32 protein-coding genes are annotated in these 25,191 nt (G+C 39.6%); 24 read left to right on the top strand and 8 right to left on the bottom strand.

Features of this window, described 5'->3' with window-relative positions; all coding sequences use genetic code 11:
* Positions 1-16 precede the first annotated feature (16 nt).
* From ACEWFH_RS21030 to ACEWFH_RS21020, 3 genes are read right to left on the bottom strand one after another with little or no spacing between them, the layout of a single operon-like run.
* Positions 17-1,915 (bottom strand): PTS fructose transporter subunit IIABC, encoded by a 1,899-nt coding sequence (locus tag ACEWFH_RS21030; protein WP_473725539.1) that lies wholly within the window; start codon positions 1,913-1,915, stop codon positions 17-19.
* Positions 1,912-2,850: a 1-phosphofructokinase gene (gene pfkB, locus ACEWFH_RS21025; RefSeq protein WP_473725538.1), complete on the bottom strand. Its 939-nt coding sequence runs from the start codon at positions 2,848-2,850 to the stop codon at positions 1,912-1,914. The genes ACEWFH_RS21030 and pfkB overlap by 4 nt, the downstream gene beginning before the upstream one ends.
* Entirely contained in the window at positions 2,847-3,599 is a 753-nt protein-coding gene (locus tag ACEWFH_RS21020; protein WP_473725537.1) for a DeoR/GlpR family DNA-binding transcription regulator, read from the bottom strand. The genes pfkB and ACEWFH_RS21020 overlap by 4 nt, the downstream gene beginning before the upstream one ends.
* Positions 3,600-3,777: 178 nt before the next feature.
* Between ACEWFH_RS21020 and ACEWFH_RS21015 the strand changes: the two genes are divergently transcribed.
* Together ACEWFH_RS21015 and ACEWFH_RS21010 are read left to right on the top strand one after the other, a co-directional pair.
* Complete coding sequence (locus tag ACEWFH_RS21015; protein WP_473725536.1) at positions 3,778-4,605, top strand: AAC(3) family N-acetyltransferase; 828 nt, start codon at positions 3,778-3,780, stop codon at positions 4,603-4,605.
* A 56-nt stretch (positions 4,606-4,661) separates the two neighbouring features.
* Entirely contained in the window at positions 4,662-5,042 is a 381-nt protein-coding gene (locus tag ACEWFH_RS21010) for a YggT family protein (protein WP_473725535.1), read from the top strand.
* 378 nt (positions 5,043-5,420) lie between these two features.
* Here the strand turns inward: ACEWFH_RS21010 and ACEWFH_RS21005 are convergent, their stop codons facing one another.
* Positions 5,421-5,762: a DsrE family protein gene (locus ACEWFH_RS21005; RefSeq protein WP_473725534.1), complete on the bottom strand. Its 342-nt coding sequence runs from the start codon at positions 5,760-5,762 to the stop codon at positions 5,421-5,423.
* Positions 5,763-5,882: 120 nt separating this feature from the next.
* On the opposite strand from ACEWFH_RS21005, the gene ACEWFH_RS21000 reads away from it, so the two are divergent.
* On the top strand, positions 5,883-6,626 hold the full coding sequence (locus tag ACEWFH_RS21000; RefSeq protein WP_473725533.1) for an AIM24 family protein: 744 nt from the start codon (positions 5,883-5,885) through the stop codon (positions 6,624-6,626).
* Between the two features lie 45 nt (positions 6,627-6,671).
* Here ACEWFH_RS21000 and ACEWFH_RS20995 read toward each other — a convergent pair whose 3' ends face one another.
* Positions 6,672-7,358, bottom strand: a complete 687-nt coding sequence (locus ACEWFH_RS20995; protein ID WP_473725532.1) for an Hsp20/alpha crystallin family protein — start codon at positions 7,356-7,358, stop codon at positions 6,672-6,674.
* Positions 7,359-7,369: 11 nt separating this feature from the next.
* The gene (locus ACEWFH_RS20990) at positions 7,370-7,588 is read right to left on the bottom strand and encodes a spore germination protein (RefSeq protein ID WP_251323247.1); all 219 of its coding nucleotides are present in this window, start codon (positions 7,586-7,588) and stop codon (positions 7,370-7,372) included.
* 156 nt (positions 7,589-7,744) lie between these two features.
* Between ACEWFH_RS20990 and ACEWFH_RS20985 the strand changes: the two genes are divergently transcribed.
* The 8 genes from ACEWFH_RS20985 (at position 7,745) to ACEWFH_RS20950 (ending at position 11,699) form a co-directional block, all read left to right on the top strand.
* Positions 7,745-7,966, top strand: a complete 222-nt coding sequence (locus tag ACEWFH_RS20985; RefSeq protein WP_473725531.1) for a spore germination protein — start codon at positions 7,745-7,747, stop codon at positions 7,964-7,966.
* A gap of 55 nt (positions 7,967-8,021) precedes the next feature.
* Positions 8,022-8,654, top strand: coding sequence for a spore germination protein GerPC (gene gerPC, locus ACEWFH_RS20980; protein WP_473725530.1), 633 nt, complete (start codon positions 8,022-8,024; stop codon positions 8,652-8,654).
* On the top strand, positions 8,614-8,799 hold the full coding sequence (locus tag ACEWFH_RS20975; protein WP_473725529.1) for a spore gernimation protein GerPD: 186 nt from the start codon (positions 8,614-8,616) through the stop codon (positions 8,797-8,799). The genes gerPC and ACEWFH_RS20975 overlap by 41 nt, the downstream gene beginning before the upstream one ends.
* A 9-nt stretch (positions 8,800-8,808) precedes the next feature.
* Complete coding sequence (locus tag ACEWFH_RS20970; RefSeq protein ID WP_473725528.1) at positions 8,809-9,204, top strand: spore germination protein GerPE; 396 nt, start codon at positions 8,809-8,811, stop codon at positions 9,202-9,204.
* A complete protein-coding gene (locus ACEWFH_RS20965) occupies positions 9,201-9,401 on the top strand; it encodes a spore germination protein GerPB (RefSeq protein WP_289497159.1) in 201 nt (66 codons plus the stop codon). The genes ACEWFH_RS20970 and ACEWFH_RS20965 overlap by 4 nt, the downstream gene beginning before the upstream one ends.
* 48 nt (positions 9,402-9,449) lie before the next feature.
* Positions 9,450-9,854: an Hsp20/alpha crystallin family protein gene (locus tag ACEWFH_RS20960; RefSeq protein WP_473725527.1), complete on the top strand. Its 405-nt coding sequence runs from the start codon at positions 9,450-9,452 to the stop codon at positions 9,852-9,854.
* 268 nt (positions 9,855-10,122) lie between these two features.
* Complete coding sequence (locus ACEWFH_RS20955; protein ID WP_473725526.1) at positions 10,123-10,881, top strand: ATP-binding cassette domain-containing protein; 759 nt, start codon at positions 10,123-10,125, stop codon at positions 10,879-10,881.
* Positions 10,878-11,699, top strand: coding sequence for an ATP-binding cassette domain-containing protein (locus ACEWFH_RS20950; RefSeq protein ID WP_473725525.1), 822 nt, complete (start codon positions 10,878-10,880; stop codon positions 11,697-11,699). Before ACEWFH_RS20955 ends, ACEWFH_RS20950 begins: the two co-directional genes overlap by 4 nt.
* Before the next feature lie 34 nt (positions 11,700-11,733).
* Here ACEWFH_RS20950 and ACEWFH_RS20945 read toward each other — a convergent pair whose 3' ends face one another.
* Entirely contained in the window at positions 11,734-11,916 is a 183-nt protein-coding gene (locus ACEWFH_RS20945; protein ID WP_473725524.1) for a hypothetical protein, read from the bottom strand.
* Positions 11,917-12,063: 147 nt separating this feature from the next.
* Here ACEWFH_RS20945 and ACEWFH_RS20940 point away from each other — a divergent pair, with 147 nt between their 5' ends.
* The 3 genes from ACEWFH_RS20940 (at position 12,064) to ACEWFH_RS20930 (ending at position 13,484) form a co-directional block, all read left to right on the top strand.
* The gene (locus tag ACEWFH_RS20940; protein WP_473725523.1) at positions 12,064-12,507 is read left to right on the top strand and encodes a DUF6376 family protein; all 444 of its coding nucleotides are present in this window, start codon (positions 12,064-12,066) and stop codon (positions 12,505-12,507) included.
* Between the two features lie 115 nt (positions 12,508-12,622).
* On the top strand, positions 12,623-12,775 hold the full coding sequence (locus ACEWFH_RS20935) for a hypothetical protein (protein ID WP_156488420.1): 153 nt from the start codon (positions 12,623-12,625) through the stop codon (positions 12,773-12,775).
* Positions 12,776-12,968: 193 nt separating this feature from the next.
* Positions 12,969-13,484 (top strand): hypothetical protein, encoded by a 516-nt coding sequence (locus ACEWFH_RS20930; RefSeq protein WP_473725522.1) that lies wholly within the window; start codon positions 12,969-12,971, stop codon positions 13,482-13,484.
* Positions 13,485-13,513: 29 nt separating this feature from the next.
* On the opposite strand, the gene ACEWFH_RS20925 is transcribed toward ACEWFH_RS20930, so the two are convergent.
* The gene (locus tag ACEWFH_RS20925) at positions 13,514-14,245 is read right to left on the bottom strand and encodes a Bax inhibitor-1/YccA family protein (protein ID WP_473725521.1); all 732 of its coding nucleotides are present in this window, start codon (positions 14,243-14,245) and stop codon (positions 13,514-13,516) included.
* A 381-nt stretch (positions 14,246-14,626) separates the two neighbouring features.
* On the opposite strand from ACEWFH_RS20925, the gene ACEWFH_RS20920 reads away from it, so the two are divergent.
* The 10 genes from ACEWFH_RS20920 to ACEWFH_RS20875 all read left to right on the top strand — a co-directional run bounded on the left by ACEWFH_RS20920 (position 14,627) and on the right by ACEWFH_RS20875 (position 25,185).
* The gene (locus ACEWFH_RS20920; protein ID WP_473725520.1) at positions 14,627-15,457 is read left to right on the top strand and encodes a hypothetical protein; all 831 of its coding nucleotides are present in this window, start codon (positions 14,627-14,629) and stop codon (positions 15,455-15,457) included.
* 60 nt (positions 15,458-15,517) lie between these two features.
* Complete coding sequence (locus tag ACEWFH_RS20915; RefSeq protein WP_473725519.1) at positions 15,518-17,230, top strand: RNA polymerase sigma factor; 1,713 nt, start codon at positions 15,518-15,520, stop codon at positions 17,228-17,230.
* A 243-nt stretch (positions 17,231-17,473) separates the two neighbouring features.
* The gene (locus ACEWFH_RS20910; protein WP_473725518.1) at positions 17,474-17,941 is read left to right on the top strand and encodes a redoxin domain-containing protein; all 468 of its coding nucleotides are present in this window, start codon (positions 17,474-17,476) and stop codon (positions 17,939-17,941) included.
* A gap of 2 nt (positions 17,942-17,943) precedes the next feature.
* Positions 17,944-18,114, top strand: a complete 171-nt coding sequence (locus tag ACEWFH_RS20905; RefSeq protein ID WP_473725517.1) for a hypothetical protein — start codon at positions 17,944-17,946, stop codon at positions 18,112-18,114.
* Positions 18,115-18,242: 128 nt separating this feature from the next.
* Complete coding sequence (locus ACEWFH_RS20900) at positions 18,243-19,298, top strand: SDR family oxidoreductase (protein ID WP_473725516.1); 1,056 nt, start codon at positions 18,243-18,245, stop codon at positions 19,296-19,298.
* A gap of 354 nt (positions 19,299-19,652) precedes the next feature.
* Entirely contained in the window at positions 19,653-20,714 is a 1,062-nt protein-coding gene (rsgA, locus tag ACEWFH_RS20895; protein ID WP_473725515.1) for a ribosome small subunit-dependent GTPase A, read from the top strand.
* 263 nt (positions 20,715-20,977) lie between these two features.
* Positions 20,978-21,382, top strand: a complete 405-nt coding sequence (locus tag ACEWFH_RS20890; protein ID WP_473725514.1) for a secondary thiamine-phosphate synthase enzyme YjbQ — start codon at positions 20,978-20,980, stop codon at positions 21,380-21,382.
* Between the two features lie 228 nt (positions 21,383-21,610).
* Entirely contained in the window at positions 21,611-22,807 is a 1,197-nt protein-coding gene (locus tag ACEWFH_RS20885; protein ID WP_473725513.1) for a branched-chain amino acid ABC transporter substrate-binding protein, read from the top strand.
* A 91-nt stretch (positions 22,808-22,898) separates the two neighbouring features.
* Positions 22,899-23,885, top strand: coding sequence for a branched-chain amino acid ABC transporter permease (locus ACEWFH_RS20880; RefSeq protein WP_473725512.1), 987 nt, complete (start codon positions 22,899-22,901; stop codon positions 23,883-23,885).
* 10 nt (positions 23,886-23,895) lie between these two features.
* On the top strand, positions 23,896-25,185 hold the full coding sequence (locus tag ACEWFH_RS20875) for a branched-chain amino acid ABC transporter permease (RefSeq protein WP_473725511.1): 1,290 nt from the start codon (positions 23,896-23,898) through the stop codon (positions 25,183-25,185).
* Positions 25,186-25,191 lie beyond the last annotated feature (6 nt).

The raw sequence follows: 25,191 nt of genomic DNA, 5'->3' as shown, positions 1-25,191 counted from the left end.
AATAGAAAAGAACCCGCTAAGCAGCGAGTTCTTTTTTGTCTTCTCGTACTTCTTTCTTCAATCCACCAGCGATCAGAGCAGTCACAATAGAACCGATCAAAATCGCTAATACATAAAGCAATGGATTTCCATTTACGATCGGAATGACGAATGCTCCTCCGTGCGGAGCTGGAAGTCCGATGCCAAACACCATCGAAAGTGCACCAGCTACAGCTGAACCTGCGATTGCAGCAGGAATTACACGGCCAGGATCGGCTGCTGCGAACGGTATTGCACCTTCCGTAATGAACGAAGCTCCCATGATGTAATTTGTTTTACCTGCTTCTCTTTCAGCTTTTGTATATTTCTTTTTAAAAATGGTAGTGGATAATGCCAGCCCAAGTGGCGGAACCATTCCACCAGCCATGATTGCAGCATGTGGGGCAAAATTACCCGCATCAATCATTGCAATTCCAAACGTGAAAGCTGCTTTATTGATAGGACCACCCATATCGACTGCCATCATTCCGCCTAAAATCAAACCAAGCAATACAAGGTTGCCGGTACCCATTCCTTTTAACCAAATTGTTAATGCGTCGTTCAATGCTTTTACAGGTTCGATTACAATGAACATCATAATGAGACCGGTTAAGAGAATGCCGAATAGCGGATATAAAAGTACAGGTTTGATCCCTTCTAGCGAGTTAGGCAAATTGCTGAAAAGTCTCTTTAACCCGACTACAAGATAACCAGCTAAGAAACCAGCGATCAATCCGCCTAAGAAACCAGCACCACCAGTTGCCGCCATAAATCCTCCAACCATACCTGGTGCAAATCCAGGTCTATCGGCTATACTCATCGCGATAAATCCAGCCAGTACCGGAATCATAAGAGCAAAAGCGTTCCCGCCACCAATTGTACTTAGTGCTTCAGCGATCGGGTGATAAGAAGGATCTTTAGGGTCGGCTGCATTAATGCCAAAGATAAATGAGATGGCGATTAAGATTCCGCCTCCAACGACAAAGGGAAGCATGTTGGAGACTCCGCTCATCAAGTGTTTATAAAATCCGCTTCTTCCAGGACGAGCTGTCTTCGAATCTTCGTCAGACGAAGACTTCCCAGTACTTTTGTAAATAGGTGCATCTTGATTCAGTGCTTTTTGGATAAGCTCTTGTGGCTTTCTAATACCTTGTGCAACAGGAACTTGAATCACACGTTTGCCATTGAAACGATCCATGTCCACCTGCTTATCTGCCGCGACAATGATTGCATCTGCTTCTTCAATGTCCTTTTTAGTAAGCTCATTCTTCACTCCGCTAGACCCATTTGTTTCAACTTTAAGGAAAACGTCCATTTCCTTTGCTTTTGCTTTTAAAGCATCTGCGGCCATATACGTATGAGCGATTCCTGTTGGACATGCAGTAACAGCTAGGATTTTTTGTTTGGAAGAAGAAACGATCGGGTCGTCATCTTTCTCCATTTCTTTTTCTTTTGCATCAATAGCTTGTAAGATTTCTTCCGGTGAACGAGCAGACTCAAGTCTTGTTCTGAACTCAGCATCCATTAAGAAGCTGGAAAGTCTGGAGAGCGTCGCTAAATGATCATTGTTAGCGCCTTCATAAGCGGCAATCATAAAGAATAAATGCGCATTCTGACCATCCAAAGATTCATAGTCAATCCCAGCATGTGAACGGCCAAAAGCGATGGCAGGCTCACTGACAGCATTAGTTTTTGCGTGGGGAATTGCTATCCCTTCACCGATACCAGTTGTGCTCTGGCTTTCCCTTGCTAGGATCGCCTTTTTATATTTCTCTTTGTCATTCAGTTTGCCAGCAGAGTCCAGTTTTTCAATAAGTTCGTCAATAACGGCCTCCTTGGACTGAGACTTTAAAGACAGTAAAATCGTATTTTTTGTTAATAAGTCAGTGATTTTCATAATAACTCCTCCCCGAAGTTAATAGGTAGCTCTTCAATAAGAATCTGTTTTTGCAAAATTTCAACCTGATCCTTTGTGCAAAGGTCCTCTGAAAAAGCAGTAGCACTCCCTGCAGCAACTCCGTATTGAAACGCGTTCTTTATTTCACGATCATGAATGATTTGTGAAAGGAATCCTGCTACGACTGAATCTCCAGCACCAACAGAGTTTTTCACCGACCCGACAGGCACGTTAGCAAAAAGTACGTCATCATTGCTTATGAAAAGTGCACCTTCTCCTGCCATAGAGACAATGACATGTTGAACGCCCTCTTTAAGCAACTTTTTGCCGTAAGTAATAGCATCTTCTTTATTTTCAATCGCGACTTGAAATAGATCACCGAGTTCATGATGATTCGGCTTAATTAAAAATGGTTTATGTTTGAACGTTTTTCTTAGAGCTTCTCCAGATGTGTCGATAACTGTTTTAATCCCTTTTTGATTACATTTTTCCGTGATGTGTGCGTAAAAATCTTCCGAGATGGAGGGAGGGATACTTCCTGCTAAAACGAGAATATCACCTTCGTTCATCCCATCTATTTTTTGAAACAAGGAATTTTGATTTTCTTCCGTTATCAAAGGCCCTTGTCCATTAATCTCTGTTTCTTGCTGAGCCTTGAGCTTCACATTAATTCTTGTAACTTCTGAAACATTGATAAAATCGTGCTTAATTTTCTCCTTTGTTAGAAAGTCTTTAATGAATGCGCCTGTAAAGCCACCGGTGTAGCCAAGTGCAGTACTCTCGATGCCTAAACGTTTCAGCACTCGTGAAACGTTGATTCCTTTTCCGCCGGGATATATATGTGTGCTTGTTGTTCGGTTTAATTCGCCTTCTTTGAAATTTTCCACGCTTGCTACATAATCAATGGATGGATTGAGTGTGCAAGTATAAATCATGGTGTCACAACCCTTATGTCTGTTTTGTCTTGATAATCGTAAGCAACCTCTTCGTCCATTTCGTTGGTAATAATGATTGCTTCGTTTAATTCAGCCACTTTTGAAAAAGAAGCCTCGTTAAATTTTGTATGATCAGCAAGTATGAACGCTTTTTGTGAAAGCGAGATAGCGAGTTGTTTAACAGCTGCCTCTTCTGGATCAGGCGTAGTAAATCCAGCATGGAGATGAATGCCGTTAATTCCAAGAAACACTTTATCGAATCGGTATGAACTTAAGCTTTGTATAGCTGCACTTCCAACAAGTGCTTTCGTTTTAGTTTTTACGAGACCGCCTATTAAATAAGTCTTAATCTCGTGATCAGTTAAAGCATCAAGATGGGAAATTGCATTTGTTACGACAGTTACTTCTTTATCTTGTAAAAATGGAATCATCTTCAGCGTTGTAGTACCTGCGTCGAGGTAGATGCAATCTCCGTTATCAATCAAGTCACAAGCAAATTGTGCGATTTTTTCTTTTTCAGAAGAATTTCTCGCAGATTTTTCTACTACACTCAACTCTTCACTTTTTTGGTGGAGAAGAGAGGCGCCTCCGTGTACGCGTTTTAATTTCCTTTCTTTTTGAAGCTGACTTAAATCTCTTCGTATCGTTGATTCAGAGGAAGCTGTTGCATCAACTAATTGTTGTATGGTGACGACTTGCTTTTCGCCTAATACTTCAATGATTTTACGATGTCTTTCAGGTGTTAGCATCCTGACACCTCCATAGTTTCAGATTCGTTGACATCATTGTAACGTAAGCCCTTACATTTTTCAATCAAAAACAATCATAAATAATCAAAAACAACCAACTGTAATCATATCCAATTGTATCCATCCACTTTGCTATAATAATGAAAACGTCGTAAAAATAGGGAAAGTAGTGAGCGGAATGACAGATACAGAATTAAACACAGATTATCCGAAAACAAGAGTTTCATTGGCTGATGACCTTCGGAAATTGGGATTGAAAAAGGGTATGACAGTTATCGTCCATTCAAGTTTAAAGTCTTTAGGATGGGTGATCGGGGGTCCTGTTGCTGTCGTCCAGGCATTAATGGACGTTGTAACTGAAGAAGGTACATTAGTCATGCCAACACATACTGCTCATTATTCAGATCCTGCCGGATGGCAGAACCCACCAGTACCAAAAGAGTGGTGGCCTGTGATTATAGAGGAAATGCCAGCTTTTGATCCTGAGATCACTCCGACTTATTTTATGGGAGCTATTGTTGAGACATTTAGAACGTTTCCAGGTGTTATAAGAAGTAATCATCCGACTGAATCGTTTGCTGCATGGGGAATGAATAAAGAAGCAATCATAAACGGTCATTCATTAGATTTTGGTTTAGGAGAAGGATCACCGATTGGAAAAATGTGCAAAATTGGCGGATATGTACTGTTATTAGGAGTTGGCTATGATTCGAACACGACGATGCATCTTGCTGAACATCGTGTGCCGAATCTCAAAACAGAAGAAAATGCAGGTCCATTTTATAAAAATGGAAAAAGAGTTTGGGAGACGTTCACTCAGGTTTCTTATCGAGAAGAACTCTTTGAGGAAATCGGAATTGCATACGAAGAAACAGGTCACCCGGTAAGTAAAGGGAAAGCAGGACTTGCTGATTGCAAGTTGATGCCACAAAAAGAATTAGTAAATTTTACTAAGAACTGGCTGCTTCAGCATGACAAGAGCAGCAAGCCCATTGAAAATGCATAATGTTGATTGAATAAGGGTATGTTTATAAGCAAATCCAATGAAATGAGGGAATTGCTATGAGACGTTCCGTACCCGCTACAATTATTTCATTTATTGTTGGTATCATTCAGCTTATCTTAATTTTACGTTTTATTTTTCAACTGTTTAATGCAAATGAAGGAGCAGCATTCGCACAGCTTATTTACGGACTCAGTCAACCGTTGCTCTTGCCGTTTGCAGCCATTTTCCCTAACATAGAGCTTGCTAATGGCTTTGTGGTTGAATTGTCCACGATCATTGCAATTATTGTATATGGTGTGGTCGGCATGCTTCTGAAACGACTTTTCTCTGTTAGAAAAGAGCCTATTCACCGCGAGACCATAATCCGAGAAGAACCTGGGATTCGAGAAGAACCGAATGTACGTGAAAAAAGAATCATTAGGGAAGAAAGAAGATAACTAGGAAAAAGCGAACATCTGGCAAGTGAGATGTTCGCTTTTTTCTTTGAATCTCTTCTAAAGGAATGTGCTAAGAAGAAACTATGAGGAAGTTCTTCGACGAAAATTAACCTCTTTCAAATGCAACATTGTATACGAAAGACTCTATTCTAAAGGATTGTTGCTTATAATCTTTTTTATTGTCTTCTTTGAATAGTTGGTTGTAGTGTAAGGTGCGAGACTCCTGCGGGACAGGCGGGCAGGTGAGACACTTAAGAGTGAAACGTACGAATGTGGCTCACCGTTTGCCCCGCGGAAAGCGAGCAGCCTGAAACGGAAATCAACTACTTTCGAAAGCAACAATGAATAAGAAAACAGCATTTTCTTCAATAGTATGTACTACGCGATCGTGATGACTTCGTACTTCGCGGAAAGCTCTACGAAGTGTGCCATCCCGGAAATTTCTCCGGCAGCAAGTTCCTTTTCCACGTTATAATGGTCAACGCATGTTTTGCAGCCGAACACTTTAACGCCTTTATCTTCCATTTCCTTAAGATGCAGCGAACAAAGCGATTGTTCGGTCAGACAGTAAACGCCACGGTTCATAAAAAAGATAGCAGCTGGCATATCGGATTGTTGTTTTAATACCGTAAAATACGTTTCCATTACGTTTTCACCAAGAGCAGAGTCGTTACCAGTACCAAATGAATCTGTCGTTACTAGAATGATTTTATTTTGCATTCAAACTCACACCTCTCTATTAAAATTTTAGCGTTAGCCAAGGTTCATTATGTGAATTATACCATGCTTTGTTTATGCGAAGTCACTCTTTGGTATCCTAATAAGAGGAGGGTGATACTCGTGAACGAATCTCTTTTTACTGTAATTGAAAAAGAAGAAGGGCGACGCGCAACATTTGAAGTCCTCGAATATAAACAATTACCCGTTACTAGTGCGGGTTCAAGTTCTTCGTATTATGCAAAAGAAACAGGAATTACGTTAAAACAAGTCCGTATTACGTTACGACAAGGAGCTGTGCAGGCGGAAGCAGGGGCACTGCAGTTTATGAAAGGTGACCTTGGGTTGAAAAGCAATGCTGGTGGAGTAGGCGGATTTATGAAGAAGATGGCATCTAACATCTTAACAGAAGAATCTCTATTTAAACCTTTATACGAAGGAACAGGTGAGATCTACTTGGAACCTTCATACGGTCATTATTTATTGTTAAATTTAAACGACGAAGAAGTGGTGGTAGATCGAGGCATGTTTTATGCTGCGGAGCCTTCTGTGCAATTAGGTGTGGCAAGGCAAAAGCTTACTTCATCCATAAAAGGTGACGAAGGACTGTTTCAAACCAAACTGAAAGGTTCAGGGTTTTGTGTTCTTCAAAGTCCTGTACCACTGCAGCAAGTTATGAAAGTGCAGCTTCATAACGAAAAACTCCAAGTGGATGGCAACTTCGCGCTCTTAAGAAAAGGGGATATTGATTTTTCTGTAAAACGAGCTTCCTCTTCTATTATTGGTTCAGCTACTAGTGGAGAAGGATACCTGCATGTTTTTGAAGGAACGGGTGAGGTTTGGCTGGCGCCAACATTAGGCAAATAGAAAAAGAGCTCCTCTTCTAGACAAGAGGAGCTCTATTTTTGTTTCCTAACCAAATTGACCACCATTAGCTGTTTTATTATTGCTGTTGGTATTAGCACTATTATTGTTCGGTGTCATATTGTTGCCGTTACTCGTATTCATGTTATTGGTTGCACTAGTATTACCGTTTCCGCCATCCCCGCTAGTATTACCAGCAGTACCAGCGCTAGGATCAGCACCAGCAGAACCATTGCTACCTGTGCTGCCCTTACCTTTACGGCCTTTACCGCTAGTTTGGTTTGTGACTTGAATCGGAACGGTTGGATTCATCATTTCTCTTCCGTTTTTGTTGACGGTAATCATGAGAATTCCATTCGTATATTGAGCTTTTACATCTTCATTTCGAAACATAAAAGGCAGCTGAACGAACCGCTCTGTTCGTTTCATTGCCTTTCTTTCTTGAAAATGCCCCGTTCGTTTATTTTTCATCGACCGGATTTCTTCTCTTTGAGCTTTGATCTGAAGCCCTTGGTTGAGAACTTCAATCTGAATATCTTCCGGGTTATATTCTTTTAAGTTTGCATAAACTCGATAAGCTTCCGCTGTTTCTTCCGTATCAACCTCAAAAGACATTTGATCCGCATATTGCTCGAATTGGGACATCCCTTTATTTACGAACTGCTCAAAAGATTTTAGCCAGTCATCCATAGAACGGTTATTAAAGAAAGGCATCAATGGACCTTTGTCAAACATCCGTATTCCCCCTACGCATTGCCGGCATTGTTAGAATCAAAAACATCAGGATCAAGCGTGTTTGTTGCACTGACCACATTGATTGTTTGTATAAAGTTCCCTGTATTTCCTCCGCCAGAACCACTGTATCCCTTGCCTGTCGTCTTTGGATTGATGACTAATGTATCGCCGAAATTCACAACCCCTTCTGCTGCATTGATGTTGATAGGAGCAACAATTAAACAGGGCACTTCAGCACCCCCTTATTTTTATTTACGAGTGTGACGTCGTCCTTTACAGATAAGTTATGTAGGTAGAAGCCTAAAGGTGAATGTAAAAGTGCAGGCACAGAAAGATGGGCGAATGCATACCATGTGAGGAGTACTTGAAAGTGGGGATGAACGTATATGCCAGCTATAGTGGGATCTATATCAGTAAACTCCATATCGAGCGGAAGCGTTTTTCATGTAGGAGACGTCCAGACGATCTGCCCTGTTAGTTATGCAAAAACGTATGCAGGTGCGGGGTCGTTTAATACGGGTGATAACCTTCGTCTGCATAATGGCTACAACGTTACTTACACGCAAGATCCTGATGTGAATGACAGCAATGCAGCAGCAAATTTTTAAACGACAAGCAAATTCCTTAGGAAGAAGGCATACAACTTACTAAGGAGCTGATCGTATGAATGAAGAAAATAACTATTATTTAAGTAAGCTTCAGCAGATGATACAAGATCAGAATGACAAAATCAGAGAATTGGAAGATCAAATTAAAAAACTAAAAAAACAGGTTAAAGAAATATCATCCAAACCTCAAACGGTAGAATACAAGTTTGATCAGTTAAAGGTGGAGAAGCTCGAGGGAACGCTTCATATCGGTCTTGGGCATTCTGCGGAAAGTAAAGACTTAATCGAACAATTCAATATTGGTCAGAATACGGTTCAAATGCCAGGGCAAATGCAAATGCAGCGGAGTTCGATCGAAAATCCAAACTACCGTGAGATGATACAAGTAATGGATGATTTTTTTGCAAAAGAAGCTCCTGTTTATTTGAAATCTCTTGAAAATAAAATCAATGTTCCATTAGATGAAACATATCGGATCTTCATATTGGAAGATGTTCAGCGTCAAGTTCCAGGCCGAATCAAACACTACCTTACAAAATATGAACCTAAAGATGAGAGAGGCCGAAGAGATATTATTCAAAAAACAAAAGAAGACATCTATCGCGGAATCGAAACATTTATCGTTCATTTGAGAGATTCCAAGTCTAATGGAGGTGACGAGAGTGAAATTTTGCGTAACCAACCATGAGCTGTTTGTTGGAGAGATCAGCATCATTGGTGTGGGTTTATCCTCAGTTGTATTAATCGGGGACTCGGATTGTATCAGTCTCGGTTCAGCTTTTGACACACCGCCTGAATCGCTCGTTTTAGGAACATCACTCGTTCCCCTATAGAGGTGAGTTATGTACAGAACATCTGTCGTTGATTGTGTTAACCTCAATTCACTCGCTAATTCTGGTGTTTTTCAGTCGGGAGATTCAGATAAAATCAATAGCTATTCTGCAGCACTTGCGATACAAAGGGAAAGTACAAAGTTCGGTACTTTTAATGTTCCTTACAGTAAATACAAAGTTTTCTCAAAACCTGTATTAGTTCCCGTATGTCCGCCATATAGAATCAAAGAAACGTATAACGCGAACTCTTTTATTAGAGTGGGGAAAGTTGATATTCTTGGGGTATCTAGTTCATCACTTCTGCATATCGGTTCGGTCAATGATATAAAGCTTCAATCACGTGTTAAACATGTTCGAAATTTCTTAACCAATCCTTATCCGGAAAGTGAGGAGGAGGAAGAATGAATCTTTTTGTGAGTCAGACGATCGTTATTCAGCAAATAAGAGTGGATGGAATACAAAACTCATCTGTACTCCAAATAGGGAGCGCAGGGGTTATTCAACCAATTTCGCAATTATTTAACACAGGCGGTTTTACAGGTCCTGCCCCTCAGATTCCGGATCCAGATAATCCTTCTGTTCCTTTAGGGCCGCCTTCTTAAGAGGTGATTGAATTGGACACTTGGAAACAAATGATGGACTGGAAAAGGATGGCCGAAGAATATTTTGGAGATCAGTTTTTTACCCCTAGCCAAGGAACGAGTACGGATTCAAGAAATGAAAGCCCTCTTTGCAATATTTATGAAACACCACAGGAAATTTGCTGCGTATTGGCTCTTCCAGGATTGAATCGTACCGAAGATGTTGAGGTCATGGTCGATCCATTTAAACTGACTGTACAAGGAAAATTATCATTAACGATGGATTCCTATCGATTAAATGCCGAAGAATTTCAGCTTGGTGAATTCAAACGTGAAATTACTCTTCCCGTAAAAATATTACAGGAACCTGTTCAGGCTTTTTATCGGAAGGGGCTATTATTTATTCGCTTATTAAAAGATACACGCCCAGGAGCAAACCAGCGAAAGGTAAATCTTAATTGGGTGCAGGAATGACACAGAGATGCTTGACTGAATAATGGAATATCGTTTACAATTTAGAAAAATAACGGAAGGAACAGGTGTATACGTCCAATGCGCAAATAATCTTATTTTAGCCATTTACTTGAATAAAAAAGTAGAACGCTAGATAGGATTTCTCTGCCCATTTTTAGGACTTAACAACAGGCCTGTTTTTTGTTGCAAAAAAAACGAGTAATAGCCGTTTTTTAGTGATTTATTTTGGCTTGGGCAGACCTCTCTAGTAATTATGGGAGGTTTTTTTATGCTTTTATTAGAAGCGAAAAGATTAGAAAAGTCATACAAAGGAAAATTGATCTTAAAACAAACAGAAGCGTTGCAGCTTTTTTCTCAAGACCGTATTGGTTTAGTTGGATTGAATGGAGCAGGAAAATCAACTTTTCTCAAGCTGCTGACGGGAACGGAGAAGGCAGATACAGGATCTGTACATCATTACGGGTCATATGCAGTAGTGAGCCAGTTTGATGATGGAGAGCAGATGATAACATCGAAAAGTGAAGGGGTTTGGAATCTCAGCGGTAAAAATTATGAGACGATGAGCGGCGGTGAAAAAACGCGTACTCAAATTGCAGCGGCACTTGAACAAAATCCCGATATTCTAATTCTTGATGAACCAACTTCCCACCTGGATGTGGAGGGAATGGATCAGCTCGCAAAAGTTCTTACTCAATTTAAGGGCGCTGTCTTGCTCGTTTCTCATGACAGAGTATTTCTCGACATGGTGTGCACAAAGATCATCGAGCTAGATCAGCAAACGTTCACATCATATACAGGCAATTATTCGGAGTATCTGATTCAAAAAGAACAAAAAAACGAGCGCCAGCAGTTTGAATATGAACAATATATAAAAGAAAAAGCAAGGCTGGAGAAAACAGCAAAAGAAAAAGCATCAAAAGCAAAAAGCATGAAAGAAAAACCAGCACGCATGTCCTATAGTGAAGCCAAGTTAGGAAAAGGCAAGCTTCAGGGCGCAAAACGGTCACTTGAAAAAAGTCGAAAGTGATAGAAAAAAGAATGGAGATGCTCGATAAAAAAGAAAAGCCAGTGAAGCAGCAAAAAGTTGAATTTAATATACAACGCTTCTCCTTTATTCATGGTAAACAAGCACTCTCTGTAAAGGAACTCTCACTCGGATTTGATCAGCGTCAGCTGTTTCGAAATCTTTCATTTACAATTAAACCAGGGATGAAGGTTGCATTAACAGGAAAAAATGGTACAGGAAAATCAACGTTGCTCCATGAGATTTATAGAGGTAATGATGCCATCATAAAATCGAAACAACTTAAAGTAGGTTATTTTCATCAACATCTAGATATATTAAACCCTGCCAAAACGATCCTTGAGAACGTGATGGAAAACAGTTTATACGATGAGACATGGGTAAGGACTATACTGGCAAGAATGCTTTTTAAACGTGATGATGTTTTTAAAAAAGTAGATGTATTAAGTGGCGGAGAGAAGATGAAGACGGCATTAGCAAAGCTGTTTCTTAGTGATTATAATCTGTTATTGCTTGATGAACCGACGAACTATCTGGATCTTTTCACAAGAGAAGCGCTGGAAGAAGTCTTGATGGCTTACCCAGGAACTTTTATTCTCGCTACTCATGATAGAAGGTTGATCGAAATGACGGCAACACATATTTTAGAGCTGCAGCCTCCAAAGGCAATATGGTTTGAGGGGGATTACAACGAATTTAAAAGAGAGGGTGTTAAGCAGGTAACGAATGAATCTGCTCAAGAAGAGATGCTTAAACTGCAGTTCGAGATGACTGAGCTTATCAGCCAGCTTTTAAAGGTATTGGGTGAAATAAGGAGCTGAAGGCATAAGATAAAGCCGTTCCATGGGAGCGGCTCTACTTATTTTTGTCGACTTTAATGGGTGGTTCTTCTTGATCTGTGATGCCTGAATCATAGCTGATCTGTCTTAAATCTTCTTCGTCTGCAACAGTTCCTCCAGCCATTCCTTCATTCATCATTCTGTCGATGTCCAGATAGAGATCTTTTTTACCTTCATATTCTTTATCTTTTTCAGTCATGATCATCCCAGCCTTTCTTTTACAGTACTATCTCTAGGTTGTCCTATTTTGAAACTTTCTTTCCAGCCAATCCGTATGAAAAGGTAAGGTGAGTATGGAAACCATAAAAGTTGAGCATTGAAATCACAAAGAAATGAGGAGATCGTATTGAAAAAAACATTAGTAGCTGTTCTTTTAACGTTTAGTGTTTTAACAGGTTGTTCAGCGGTAGAAGACGTGACAAACGGTATTAATTATGTTCCAGCAGCAACTGAATATATAAATGATGTACAACAATTTTCAAAAGACATCCCTGGCTTAGCTGAAAAGGCTATATCTGATCAAAATGCCCGCGTTGAATTAGAAAAAGCGCTTCAAGATATGAATGCAGATATAAAAGAATTTAACGGACTGACACCGCCGTCAGTTTTTGAAGATGTTCATAATCAGGTGATGGATCAGAATCAGGCATTGCAAGATGGAATTGATAATTATCTAACTGCCGTAAAGAAAGGAGAATTAAGTCCGGATTTCTTGAAGGAAAGTGGTTTGTTAGATGACATAGCCGTTTACACCGACTTGTTAAATGATATTAAGAAGCTCGGGGAGTAATACTTTCTTCTCAAGTTACTCACTTCAATCACTAATTTTTTTAAAATTTCATGTTACATTTCGACTAATTTCGGGAATATGACAATGAGATAATTGGTGAGGGTGGGTAAATACAATGGATGACTATCATATGAAGATTGAAGATTACATGCAGCTATTAAAGAAAAGATACAAAAAAGGCAGGATTCAAGCGAAACAGTATCGCAAACGATTAGAGCTCATTCATCTATGGCACATACGGGGCGTTGTTAAAGTGCCAAAGGAATAATTAACAAATGACACATCTTTGACGATAAATGTATAAACACGACTAGTCTTGGCAGGTGCAGCATGATTCCAATAAATACTACATTCGTAAGGCTTGAGCATACAAAATATGATTATATGTTTCATATTGCGTTTGCCGTTCTTTTCTGTTTATATAGTTTTTTAATTCTTTTTCCAGCAAACTGCTGGGTTTTTTGTTTTTTATTTATGGTTTGGTTTTGTTAGGACTGACTGTTTGGAAAGGGATACGAATTACACTTTCGATTCCGGGTGTATTGCTGGGCTTAACCGCCTTATTCTTTAGCAGACTGTTTTGGATGGACGCATTTGAAATCCTGCCTGTGTTCTTTTATGAAATTTTCCAAGTTGTATTTTTTCTCGGCTTTGGAATCGGCATCGCATTATTGTACAGCTTGAGTAGCAAGGCGGCTCCATTTTCAAATGGGCTTCAAAGACACGGGGTTCATGGAATGTACTTTGTTACAGGAATCCTACTACTTCCGTATACGTGGATCTTTGGTTATGGAACGGTAATGCAAGGGAATTATAACAGTCTAATATGGGCAGTGCTTATTCTTATCCTGTGGGGTATTTTATATGTTTTGCAGCTGATCACACATCCCAACAAAGTAATGGGTGTTGCGCTTTACACTGTTAATATAGGCGTCGGATGCTGGACGGTTTATAGATGGATAGCGATTTTAGCGTAAAAAAGAGAAGCCGAATATGGCTTCTTTTTTTAACGGCTTCTTAATTTAGCGAGCAAGTGTAAGATTTCAAAATACAGCCAGATTAGTGTGACCATAAGCCCGAATGCTCCGTACCACTCCATATACTTAGGTGCACCTCGATCTGCCCCGTATTCAATAAAGTCAAAATCAAGTACAAGATTCAGTGCGGCGATAACGACGATGAATAAGCTAATTCCTATACCAATCGGACCTGTACTATGAAGATAAGGTACACTCATTCTGAAAAAGCCTAAGATAAAGCTAGTAAGGTAAACAAGCATAATCCCCATTGTTGCTGAGAAAACAATCAATCGAAAGTTATGAGTCACTTTAATAATCCTGAACATATAGGCAAGCAGTAAGGCAAACAAAGTCCCGAATGTTAAGGCTACAGCTTGCAATGTAATTCCGTTAAATTGAGACTCAAAGCTTGCTGATATTCCCCCGACAGCCAGGCCTTCCAACGCTGCGTAAACCGGTGCAAGCAAAGGAGCGGTTTTAGGAATGAAAGCCACGATCAAAGCTGTAACGAGTCCTCCAATGATACCGATAGCGATATAATGGCCGACAGGATTTCCTAAATGATATTGGTACCATGTAAATATCGCTGTTGCCATCAATACAATCAGCAAAATAAACGTCTTATATACTGTTCCTGACAATGTCATTCTTTTACTAAAAGATGTTCCTCTAAATTTATCAAAAGTTGAACCTTTTAAAGCAGGATTTGCACTTCTCATAAAAAAACCTCCTTTACCCTTCTAAATGAAATATACGATATTTTACCATTAAAGTTTCATAAACAACTCTATACGTCTATGTTTTAGATTCTTTTCTAAAGGCTGTTGTATTATTGCTTTTAAATCTTTTTTTGTCTTCTTTGAACAGTTGGTTGTAGTAGAAGGTGGGAGACTCCTCCCCGCTGAAAGCGAGCAGCCTGAAACGAAAATCAACTTCTTTCAAAAGCAACAATGAATACGAAAACATTTTTAAGACAAAGTTCCTCTTGCTTTCATTTGAAATATTGGCTTGTTTAGGAAAGATTGACTATTTTGGACAAAGACCGACAAATATTTCATGAAATGGATGTATTATATAGTTGAAAGAAGGGAGGTGAAATTATGCGAATACCAAACCTCATTATGCAGGGTTTGATCGCGGGTGCCGTCCTTTTTATACCTGCAGAAGTTTTTGCTGAAAAGGAAACTGCAGCGAAACGCAATCCAGCTGCTGAACAAAATGATCAACCAGCCGTCCAACAAGGAAAAGCAAAAGAACAAATTCCAGAACAAACGACAAAACAACCAGAGAAAGAATCGAAAACACAGCCTTCTGAAGTTAATCATAAGAAAGCTGATGTTAATAGACCTGACTCTAAAGGTTCTGAAAGGAGTTCTGAAGTTAGGCAAGCGAATCCAGCTGGTGTTTCGAAACAGAAAACTGTTCAGCATACAAAGAACTCAAGCGGGATAAAAAAATCAGTTCCTCAAAGACAATCTGAAAAGAATGTTCCAATAAAGCAGCCTCAAGTTAAACAGGCTGAAACAACAAAAGTCATACATAGAAAATCACCTTTAACCAAAACAGAATTGCCTAAAGAAACAGTTAAGGAACAAAGGGAGAATGGCGTTTTAAAGAATGAGAAAGTTAAACAGATGCATCAGAAAAAGGCTGTGTCTAAACTTCCTCAGAAGCTGCCATTTAAACCAGTTCCAAAACAACAAGATTCTAAGGCAATTCCTGCGACATCAGGACAAGGGTCGTCCCATTCATCCACAAACTCAGATGGTGGGACAGGGACAGCGTCTCTAGCTAATGTTAAAGCTAATTTAGTTCTGCCGTTGATCTTTGCTGAAAGTGAAAAGGTTTCTGTGTATTTTAACAGAATGGACCTCTTGAGAAGTCAATGGGTGAACGCACCGCCATCAAAGCCGCCGGAAAAAGCTCTTTAATTTTTCAAAAAGATTGTGTGATGTAAAACAACTATCTGAAAATTTAAGGAGCGAATTATAATGAAAAAAGTCAACCGTACATTTGTAAAATCTTTAGTTTTTGCTGGAACATTAACTCTTGCAGCAGTCGTAGGAACAGGTGCTGCTGAAGCGGCTGGTCATAAATCTGAGAAAGCAATTGCTGTTCAGAACGCAAAAGCATCTCAAGGAAATGTACAAGCTAAGGATGAGAATCTTGCAAAACCAGCTAAGGTAACTGTAAAGGTTCAAAAGCCTGCTAAAGCTGAAAAACCGGTTAAAGCTGAAAAAACGGCTAAACCAGTAAAAGCTGAAAAGCCTGTAAAACCTGCGAAAGACAAGAGTCATTCTCAAGCAGCTGAACATGCAAGTGAAAATGCAAAGAAGCACGCTGCTCCAAACTCAGCGGTTCATGCTGTACCAACTAAAACAGAAGAGCCAGTTGTAACAGAACCTGTAACTGAAGAGCCAACAGAAGAAGTTACAGTGCCTGTTGAGGAAGAAGTAATTGAAATCGAAATTCCTGAAACAGATACTGAAGAAGGTAAAACTGATGATACAGTGACTGAAGATGAGGACGCTACTCGCAACGATGAAGATTCTGATGTTGACTCAGACGAAGAAGTTGTCAAAGAAGACGATGAAGATTCAGAAGACAAAGCTGTTCAAGAGGAAAATGAAGATAATCCAGTTAAAAAAGAAGATCAAACAGATGTAATTGCTGACGAAGATGCAGTTAAAGAGGATGACGATTCTGACGAAGAAGATTCTGAAGAAGTTGAAGAAGTAAAAGAAAACAAATCTCTTCAAAACAAAATCAACTCTAATGCATTTGAGCGTTCAAGTGAAAGCGCAAAATTGCATGCTGCACCAAACGCTGCTGTACATGCTGAAGCAACAGAAGAAGTACCAGCTGAAGAAGAAACTACAACTGAGGAAGAAGTAACTGAGGAAGCTCCGGCAACTGAAGAAACTACAACTGAGGAAGAAGTAACTGAGGAAGCTCCGGCAACTGAAGAAACTACAACTGAGGAAGAAGTAACTGAAGAAGCTCCGGCAACTGAGGAAACAACAACTGAGGAAGAAGTAACGGAAGAAGCACCAGCTACTGAAGAAGTTGTTGAAGAAGAAACAGAAGTAAAAGAAAACAAATCTCTTCAAAACAAAATGAACTCTAATGCATTTGAGCGTTCAAGTGAAAACGCGAAATTGCATGCTGCACCAAACGCTGCTGTACATGCTGAAGCTACAGAAGAAGTACCAGCTGAAGAAGAAGTAACTGAGGAAGCTCCTGCAACTGAGGAAACAACGACTGAAGAAGAAGTAACTGAAGAAGCTCCAGCAACTGAAGAAACAACGACTGAAGAAGAAGTAATTGAAGAAGCTCCAGCAACTGAAGAAACAACGACTGAAGAAGAAGTAATTGAAGAAGCTCCAGCAACTGAAGAAACAACAACTGAAGAAGAAGTAACTGAGGAAGCTCCGGCAACTGAAGAAACAACGACTGAAGAAGAAGTAACTGAAGAAGCACCAGCAACTGAAGAAGAAGTTTCTGCTCTTTTGAACAAAATTCGTTCATTAGCAGCTGAGCACGCTTCTGAAAATGCAAAGTTTCATGCAGCGATCAACGCGGCAATTTTAGCAGTTGAAGATGTTTTAGAAGAAGATGCTTCAGAAGTTGTTGAAGTACCTGCAACTGAAGAAGATACAACGGAACAAACAGTTGAAATCATAGTAGAAACTGAAGCAAAATAGTAAAAATGAAGTCAGGGATTCGCGGTCCCTGGCTTTTTTGTACTGAACTATTCTTTTATAAGTCTTCGGAAAAATTTATGCGTCTTCAAATTTTTTTATAAGTCCTTAAAAAATTTATAAGTCTTGAAGTGGTATTTATGAGTCTTCAGCTTTTTAGACATCACCACGCAATTACTAAATATTCCAACGTTTTCTTTTTGTGATCGGGGAAGTATATTCTTATGATGCAAGGAGGTGGGTTAATTGTTAAAAAAGGGTGATCAAGCACCTGAATTCACATTGCCATCCACATTAAAAAAAGATATTTCGTTATCAGACTTTAGAGGAAAGAAAAATGTCCTTGTGGCTTTTTATCCCCTGGACTTCACACCTGGCTGAATAAAGGAAATAACCTCTTGGAAAGAGGATTACCAACGCTTTAAAGATGCCAATACAGAAGTGCTCGCGATCAGTGTTGATCATATTTATTCCCATAATGTATTTGCTGCAGCACTTGGAACCCTCCCGTACCCACTTTTAGCAGATTGGCACAAGAAAGTAACGAAACAGTTTGGTGTATTAAACGAAGAAGATGGCACTGCCATTCGATCATGCTTTGTTATTGACCAGAATGGAGTTGTCCAATTCTGCAACCACACATTCGATGCTAATGAAACATTACAATATGAAGAAGTATTTAAAGCTTGTGAAACATGCGGAAAGGAAGAGTAGCTGTGGACCACGCAGAAAAGAATAGTAAACGATATGAAGATCCAACTGCTCATGCAGAGCAGGAAATCAATGCCTATTTTTATGATGAAAATCAAAGTGATGGCCATCCTACTGATTACATGAATAGTGAGATGCCCGCTGTTAATATAGCAAAACCAGATGATGAAAAATAAGGCTGCTTTGATAGCAGCTTTATTTTTTGCTATATCCTGCATATCTCATGAAACCGGCACCATAGATGTGATGTTGTGTTACTATATAGGAGAAGTATGCTGATATAGGAATAGGAAGGAACGGCTTAATGAATATTTTTCTTACCGGAGCAACTGGTTTTTTAGGTGGTCGCTTAATTCAAAACTTGGCACGTGAAGGTCATTCTCTTTATGTGTTGGCGCGAAACTTACAAAAAGCTGAACAGCTTCTTTTGAAGACGGCTGAATTGAACGGCGATATTCATATTATTCAAGGGGATATTACACTCCCTCACTTAGGTATGACTGAAGATACAGAACAAGAGCTTGCTGGTAAAATCGATGCGTTTTATCACATGGCTGCTCTTGTGAAATTTGATTTGGATCTTAAAGATGAACTTTTTCAAATAAATTATACAGGAACACACCATGCACTCCATGCTGCAAAGAAAATGGGCGTTTCACAATTCTATTATGTAAGCACAGCTTATACACTTGGTAAGGAAGAGTCTGCAAAAGAAGAATTGCATGCCTTAGACAATAACTTTAACAACCCTTACGAAGAGAGTAAATGTAAAGCTGAACATCTATGTATGGAGTATAAAGATTGCTTTAATGTTACGATTTTAAGACCGGCAATCATAATTGGTGACTCGGAAACAGGGGAAGCAGACTCCAAGTTCACGTTGTACGGTTTGCTTAGAAGCCTTGAAGTATTTAAGAAGAGATTTCAGCGCAAAGGGATCGGCAATCGCGTGTTTCACTTGCTTTGTGAAGAAGATAGTACACAAAATCTTGTACCGGTTGATTATGTGGCAGATGTTCTGTCAGGAGTCCTGAAAAAGGGACGAGAAAATAACATATACCATATTACAAATAGCCATCCGCCACTAAGTGCTGATGTTTTTGAAATCATGAGAAATAAGGCAGGGCTCGAGCTCTTTAAACTTGCTCCGTACGATTATGAACCGTTTTTAAACGAAGAGGAAAATCTTTTAAACGGTGTTATCGATGTATATAAAAATTATCTAAATCGAAACATTACATTTGATGACGCAAACACGCAGCAATTACTAAAAGAGATTGATGCTAAACCTTTAAATATGGATATCGCCATGATTAAACGGATCATTACAGGATACAAAGGAGCTTCGGTTTCAAAATGAAAAATATGCATCTATTTACAAATTATGCATATACTGCTATAGTGGAGAAGTAAAGTAAGTAATTTTAATGAAACCCAAGGAGGGATGTATGATGAGACAACTTAATGGATTGACGTCAGAGAGTGTATTTCATGTACAGCCTATTGGGACAATGAAGAGCAGCAATTAACGTTTGCTACTATTTTTCTTCGTTTAAATTTGTCATTTAACCATGGGCTGTACACACAGTGCCATGGTTTTTTATATGAAGAAGGGGTATTTGTGTACCCATCTTTTTGTAAAGAACCTAAGGAGATAGGTTCTTTTTCTTTTATAAAAAATAAAATTGACAACATTTATTCGGAGGGTATTACATTGAATTTAAAATCACTAGGTTGGAATCAAACATTTGAAGAATCATTTAAAGCATATGAAAATCTTAATCTAATTCCAGGTAGAATTAGCGTAGAACATAAAGGGCTATACACCGTTCTTACTGAACATGGTGAATTGCTAGGAGAAATCACAGGGAAAATTCGTTTTAACGCCACGGGACGACATGACTTCCCAGCGGTTGGAGACTGGGTTGCTGTTCAGGCCATTCCGCAAGAAGGAAAAGCATATGTTCACGGAATCTTGCCGCGAAAGAGCAAGTTTTCCAGAAAAGCAGCTGGACTCACAACAGATGAGCAGATTGTAGCAACTAACGTAGACACTGTTTTCTTAGTAAATGCACTAAACCAAGACTTTAATCTGCGCAGACTCGAACGCTATCTATTGATGGCTTGGGAAAGCGGAGCAACTCCTGTTATCGTGCTAAGTAAAGCGGATCTTTGTGAAGACATACAGAAATATATAGATGAAGTAGAGACGATCGCTTTTGGTGTTCCTACATTTGCGGTAAGTGCTGAAACAGGAACAGGACTTGAAGCTCTTTCCTCTTATATTACTGAGGGAGAAACAGTCGCCCTGTTAGGTTCTTCGGGTGTTGGCAAATCGACGCTTGCGAATAGACTATTTGGTTCAGAGGTATTAAAAACAAACGTTATTCGTGAAGAAGATGGCAAAGGGAAGCATACGACTACTCACCGCGAACTGCTCGTACTTGATAATGGAGGCATTTTAATTGATACTCCGGGAATGAGAGAACTGCAGCTGTGGGAAGGTGATAACAGCTTAAGCCATAGTTTTCAAGACGTTGAAGGGTTTGCAGAACAATGCCGTTTCCGTGACTGTACTCATCACAATGAACCGGGATGCAGAGTGCAGGAAGCTATTGAAAATGGCGAGCTGAACGAAGAGCGTTACAATAGTTATTTAAAATTACAGCGTGAGTTAGCATACTTTGCTCGAAAAGAGGATCAAAAGTTAGCACTTGCTGAAAGAGCGAAGTGGAAAAAAATCGCGGGTGACCGCACGCGTGTTCATCGAAAATAGAAGGTATGGAAAAGGAATGACTCCGATAAGTGGGGTCATTCTTCTTTTTTTCTTCATAATATATTTCTTGTCTACTTGAAAAGAACAAACGTTAATAATGTACATCTAAATCGAACATTTAAAATTAATTTCACGTTAATTGAAAAAATTTCACATTAAATGAAATATATTCACGTTAGCTGGCAAATATCATTAGATATAAAATTTTTTAAAAGGATTTTCATACCGAGCTATCAAATTAAGAAGATAGAGGAGGGATAAAATTGTCTCAAGTTTTTACGATCCAAACCCACCAAAGAGATGAAATGTATGAGATTACGAGTACACTGCAGGCATATCTCGAGGAACAGCGCGTGAACGAAGGGGTAATGTACATATACTGTCCGCATACAACAGCAGGAATTACAATCAATGAAAATGCAGATCCGGATGTTGTGTCAGATATGCTCATGCGATTGGACGAAGTATATCCGTGGGAACATCCAAAGTATCGTCATGCAGAAGGAAACTCTGCTTCTCACTTAAAGGCAAGTACTGTAGGTTCATCACAAGTTGTATTCATCCAAAACGGCAAGCTTCTCTTAGGAACGTGGCAAGGCGTTTACTTTTGTGAGTTCGACGGACCTCGTAAACGAAAGTATCATGTGAAAATTCTAGTAAATAAATAAAGAATTCTATCAAGATTCACTGACCATCTCAGTGAATCTTTTTTATTTACTACTTTAGTTCTAGATCTGGAAAACAACAAAGAAATATGTTGAATATTAGGGAAAACTTTTAAATTTAATATAAATAATCTATTTTTTCTAAAATTTAGTTGTCTATTCTCTCATATTCATGTACTATTTTTTTAAATAGTAGAAATTATCAAAATATTCATACAAGGGGGATTTTAGGTGGGGATTAAGAGAGGGTTAAAAGTATTGGCAGCTTCTGCATTATCACTAGGACTTTTGGCAGGCTGTAATGCTTCTGGAGGATCAGAAGGAAGCAGTGGGGGAGGAAGCGGCAAAGTAATTAAAATCGCAACACAAACTCCTTTATCAGGCGGTAGTGCAACACTTGGTGAATCTATTAAGCTTGGTGCGCAACTTGCATTGGAAGAAAATAAGAAGAAGTTTGAAGACTTAGGGTACAAGCTTCAGCTTCAGCCATATGATGATCAAGCAGATCCTAAAAAAGGTGTTGCCAACGCACAGCTTATCGGTTCAGATAAATCGATCCTTGGGGTAGTTGGCCACTTGAATTCTGGCGTATCCATCCCGTCATCTGAAGTTTATGAAAAGTATAAAGTTCCTATGGTCTCTCCAGCGAATACCGCAACGGAGGTAACAGATCGTGGACTTAAAACAGTAAACCGTATTGTAGCACGTGACGATTTCCAAGGTCCTGCAGGTGCAGACTTTGCAATTAATAAATTAGGAGCTAAGAAAATATTTGTTATCCAGGACAAAACAGCTTATGGAACAGGACTTGCAGATGCCTTCAAAAAAGCAGCTGAAGATGCTGGAGCTGAAATTCTTGGTTACGAAGGAATTACCGTTGGTGAGAAAGACTTTAACGGTGTACTTACACAAGTATTGTCTAAGAAACCTGACCTAGTATTCTTTGGCGGACTTTATACGGAAGGTGGTCAGTTAATCAGACAAGCACGTGATAAAGGGATCGATATTCCTTTCATGGGCGGAGACGGAATGGATTCTTCGACGCTTGTTGAGATCGCAGGCGACGCTGTAGAGAACGTATACTACACATCTGTAGCCGCTGATGCGAGCAAAACAACAGAAGGGAAAGATTTCTCTTCTAAATACAAAGAGAAGTTCAACAAAAACGTAGAATCCTACTCGGCTTACGGCTATGATTCTATGAGCGTTCTATTAAAAGGTCTAGAGGCAGCGATTGAAGGAAGCGATGGAGATCTTCCAGCACGTGAAAAAGTAGCAGAAGAAATCCGTAAGATTCAAGACTTCCAAGGTGTTGTTACAAAAGTTGGCTTTGATGACATCGGTGATAACAAGTTCGCAAAAGTTTACATCTACAAGTTCAGTGAAGCTAAATATCCAGGAGTTCAAGAAGGCGAAATCAGTAAGTAAACCTATGTTTACAAGAGAGGGAATGACCCTAAAGGCCATATCCCTCTTCTTTTTTACATATACTCCCCAGACGTGAAAGAGAGGAATATTTATGTTAGCTGACATTTTACAAAGTCTGCCTCAAGTACTCGTAGATGGAATAGCTCTTGGTGCAATATACGCAGTAATTGCCCTTGGTTATACGATGGTTTATGGAATATTGGAACTAATCAATTTCGCTCACGGTGAAATCTTTATGACAGGCGCATTTATTGGGGTTGCGATGTTGATTCTCATGACAGGAATGGGCTGGTTAGCCGCAATGCCTGCCATTCTCGCCTTAATTCTCGTGCTCGTTGTTACATCAATTCTAACGGGTTTCATGGGTGTTGGCATTGAGCGGATGGCATACAGGCCACTCCGGAATTCGCCTAAACTTATTACGCTGATCTCAGCAATCGGTGTCTCGTTTTTGCTCCAGGACCTCGTACGTTTCATTACAGAATATAAGAGAGGAAACTATATTCTGACGGGTCCATCTATGTTCAATGAGCAATTTTCTATTAAATTTTCAAGTATTTCTTCTTCGTTCAGTGATGCGTTCTTTAAAACATCGACATTGATCCTGATCATTGCCGTTGTCATCATGATGATTGGGTTAGACTTTTTCGTAAATAAAACAAAATGGGGCATGGCGATGAGAGCGGTAGCTCAAGATCGTGAAACGGCTTCGCTTATGTCAATTAATGTGAACAAAGTCATTTCTTTAACCTTTTTTATCGGCTCTGCACTTGGTGGAGCAACGGGAGTTCTGTTTGCTGTTCAGTATGGAACGATCGACCCGTATATCGGCTTTATCTTAGGATTAAAAGCATTTACGGCCGCTGTTCTCGGAGGAATCGGAAATATTCGTGGGGCCATGGCCGGTGGACTTATGTTAGGTATTTTAGAAATGTTTGCAGCAGCAAATCTGCAGCTTTTAACAGGCGGCATCTTTGGTGCTGAATATAAAGATGTATTTGCATTTGCAATCTTAATTATCGTATTGATTTTTAAACCAGAAGGACTGTTTGGCAAAGCAGTTACTGAGAAAGTGTAGGTGAAGAGCCATGCAAAAGCTGACAAGTAAATTAAAAGGCAACAAGCTGGCACAAATTATTCTGCTCGTCCTTTATGTATTGGTAACTTCGTTGAGCCTGTATCTTGCTCAAGCCTCAGTTACAGCATTTCTTTTGCTTCTACTCTCATTATTGCTTCTGTACTATACAGAATTACCAGACCGCTTAAAATGGCTGATTGCGGGTGTCGTGTTGATTGGGGTCATTCCCTTTGTATCTAGTACTGGACCAGGCTACCAATCTTACATGGAGGTAGCAACAGTCGTTGGAATCTATGTGGCGATGGCATTGGGACTTAATATTGTAGTTGGTTTAGCAGGCTTACTGGATCTCGGGTTCGTCGCTTTCTTTGCGATTGGGGCTTATACGTATGGAATCTTTGCAACAGGACAAGCTGCTAACTTTATGCCGTTCGGAACGTTCCCACTATCAGGTGAAAGCTTTTGGATCTTTATTTTAATCGGCTGTTTTGTAGCTGCACTTTTCGGAGTCTTATTAGGAATTCCTGTACTTCGTGTAAAAGGAGACTATCTGGCTATCGTTACGCTTGGGTTTGGAGAGATTATCAGAATTGTATTCAACAACCTTGATAAGCCTGTAAATATTACAAACGGAGCAATGGGCTTAGCGTCTGTTAAACCGCCAGAAATATTCGGATATCAGTTTGTTTATCCAAACCAATTCTACTTTATCGTTCTTGCTATCTTGTTCCTCGTTATTCTGGCTGTTAGAAGATTTGAGTTTTCTAAAATCGGCCGTTCTTGGAAAGCGGTTAGGGAGAATGAAATTGCCGCACAATCTATGGGGATTCATCTCGTGCGGACGAAGCTATTAGCATTTGCAATCGGGGCTTCTTTTTCAGGAATGATGGGGGTTGTATTTGCGGCGAAACAAACGTTTGTTGACCCTACGAGCTTTACATTACTTGAATCAATCACGATCCTAGTAATGGTTATCTTAGGAGGAATGGGCAGTGTGCCAGGCGTTATCCTAGGTGCAGCTGTAATTACAATCCTGAATCTGCAGGTGCTCACAGAAGTGACGAATTACTTAAATCAATTGAGTCTGGATGGTGTAATCAGTTTCCCAGAAGCACTCGCCCCTGCTAAAATGCAGCGTTTTATCTTTGGTGCAATTCTGATTGTATTTGCCATCTATCGTCCTCAAGGATTAATTCCTGCGAAAAATCCTGTGTTCGATGAGGAGTCTTTAAAAGAGGGTTCTGAAAAGCACAGAAAAGAAAAGATTACGGTTGAACCTGATAAAGGATTTCAAGCATAAGGGGGG

The organism is Fictibacillus sp. EA-CB0309, from assembly GCF_055814265.1.
The sequence above is the reverse complement of the archived record's forward strand: the minus strand, read 5'-3'. Positions and strand labels throughout refer to the sequence as shown.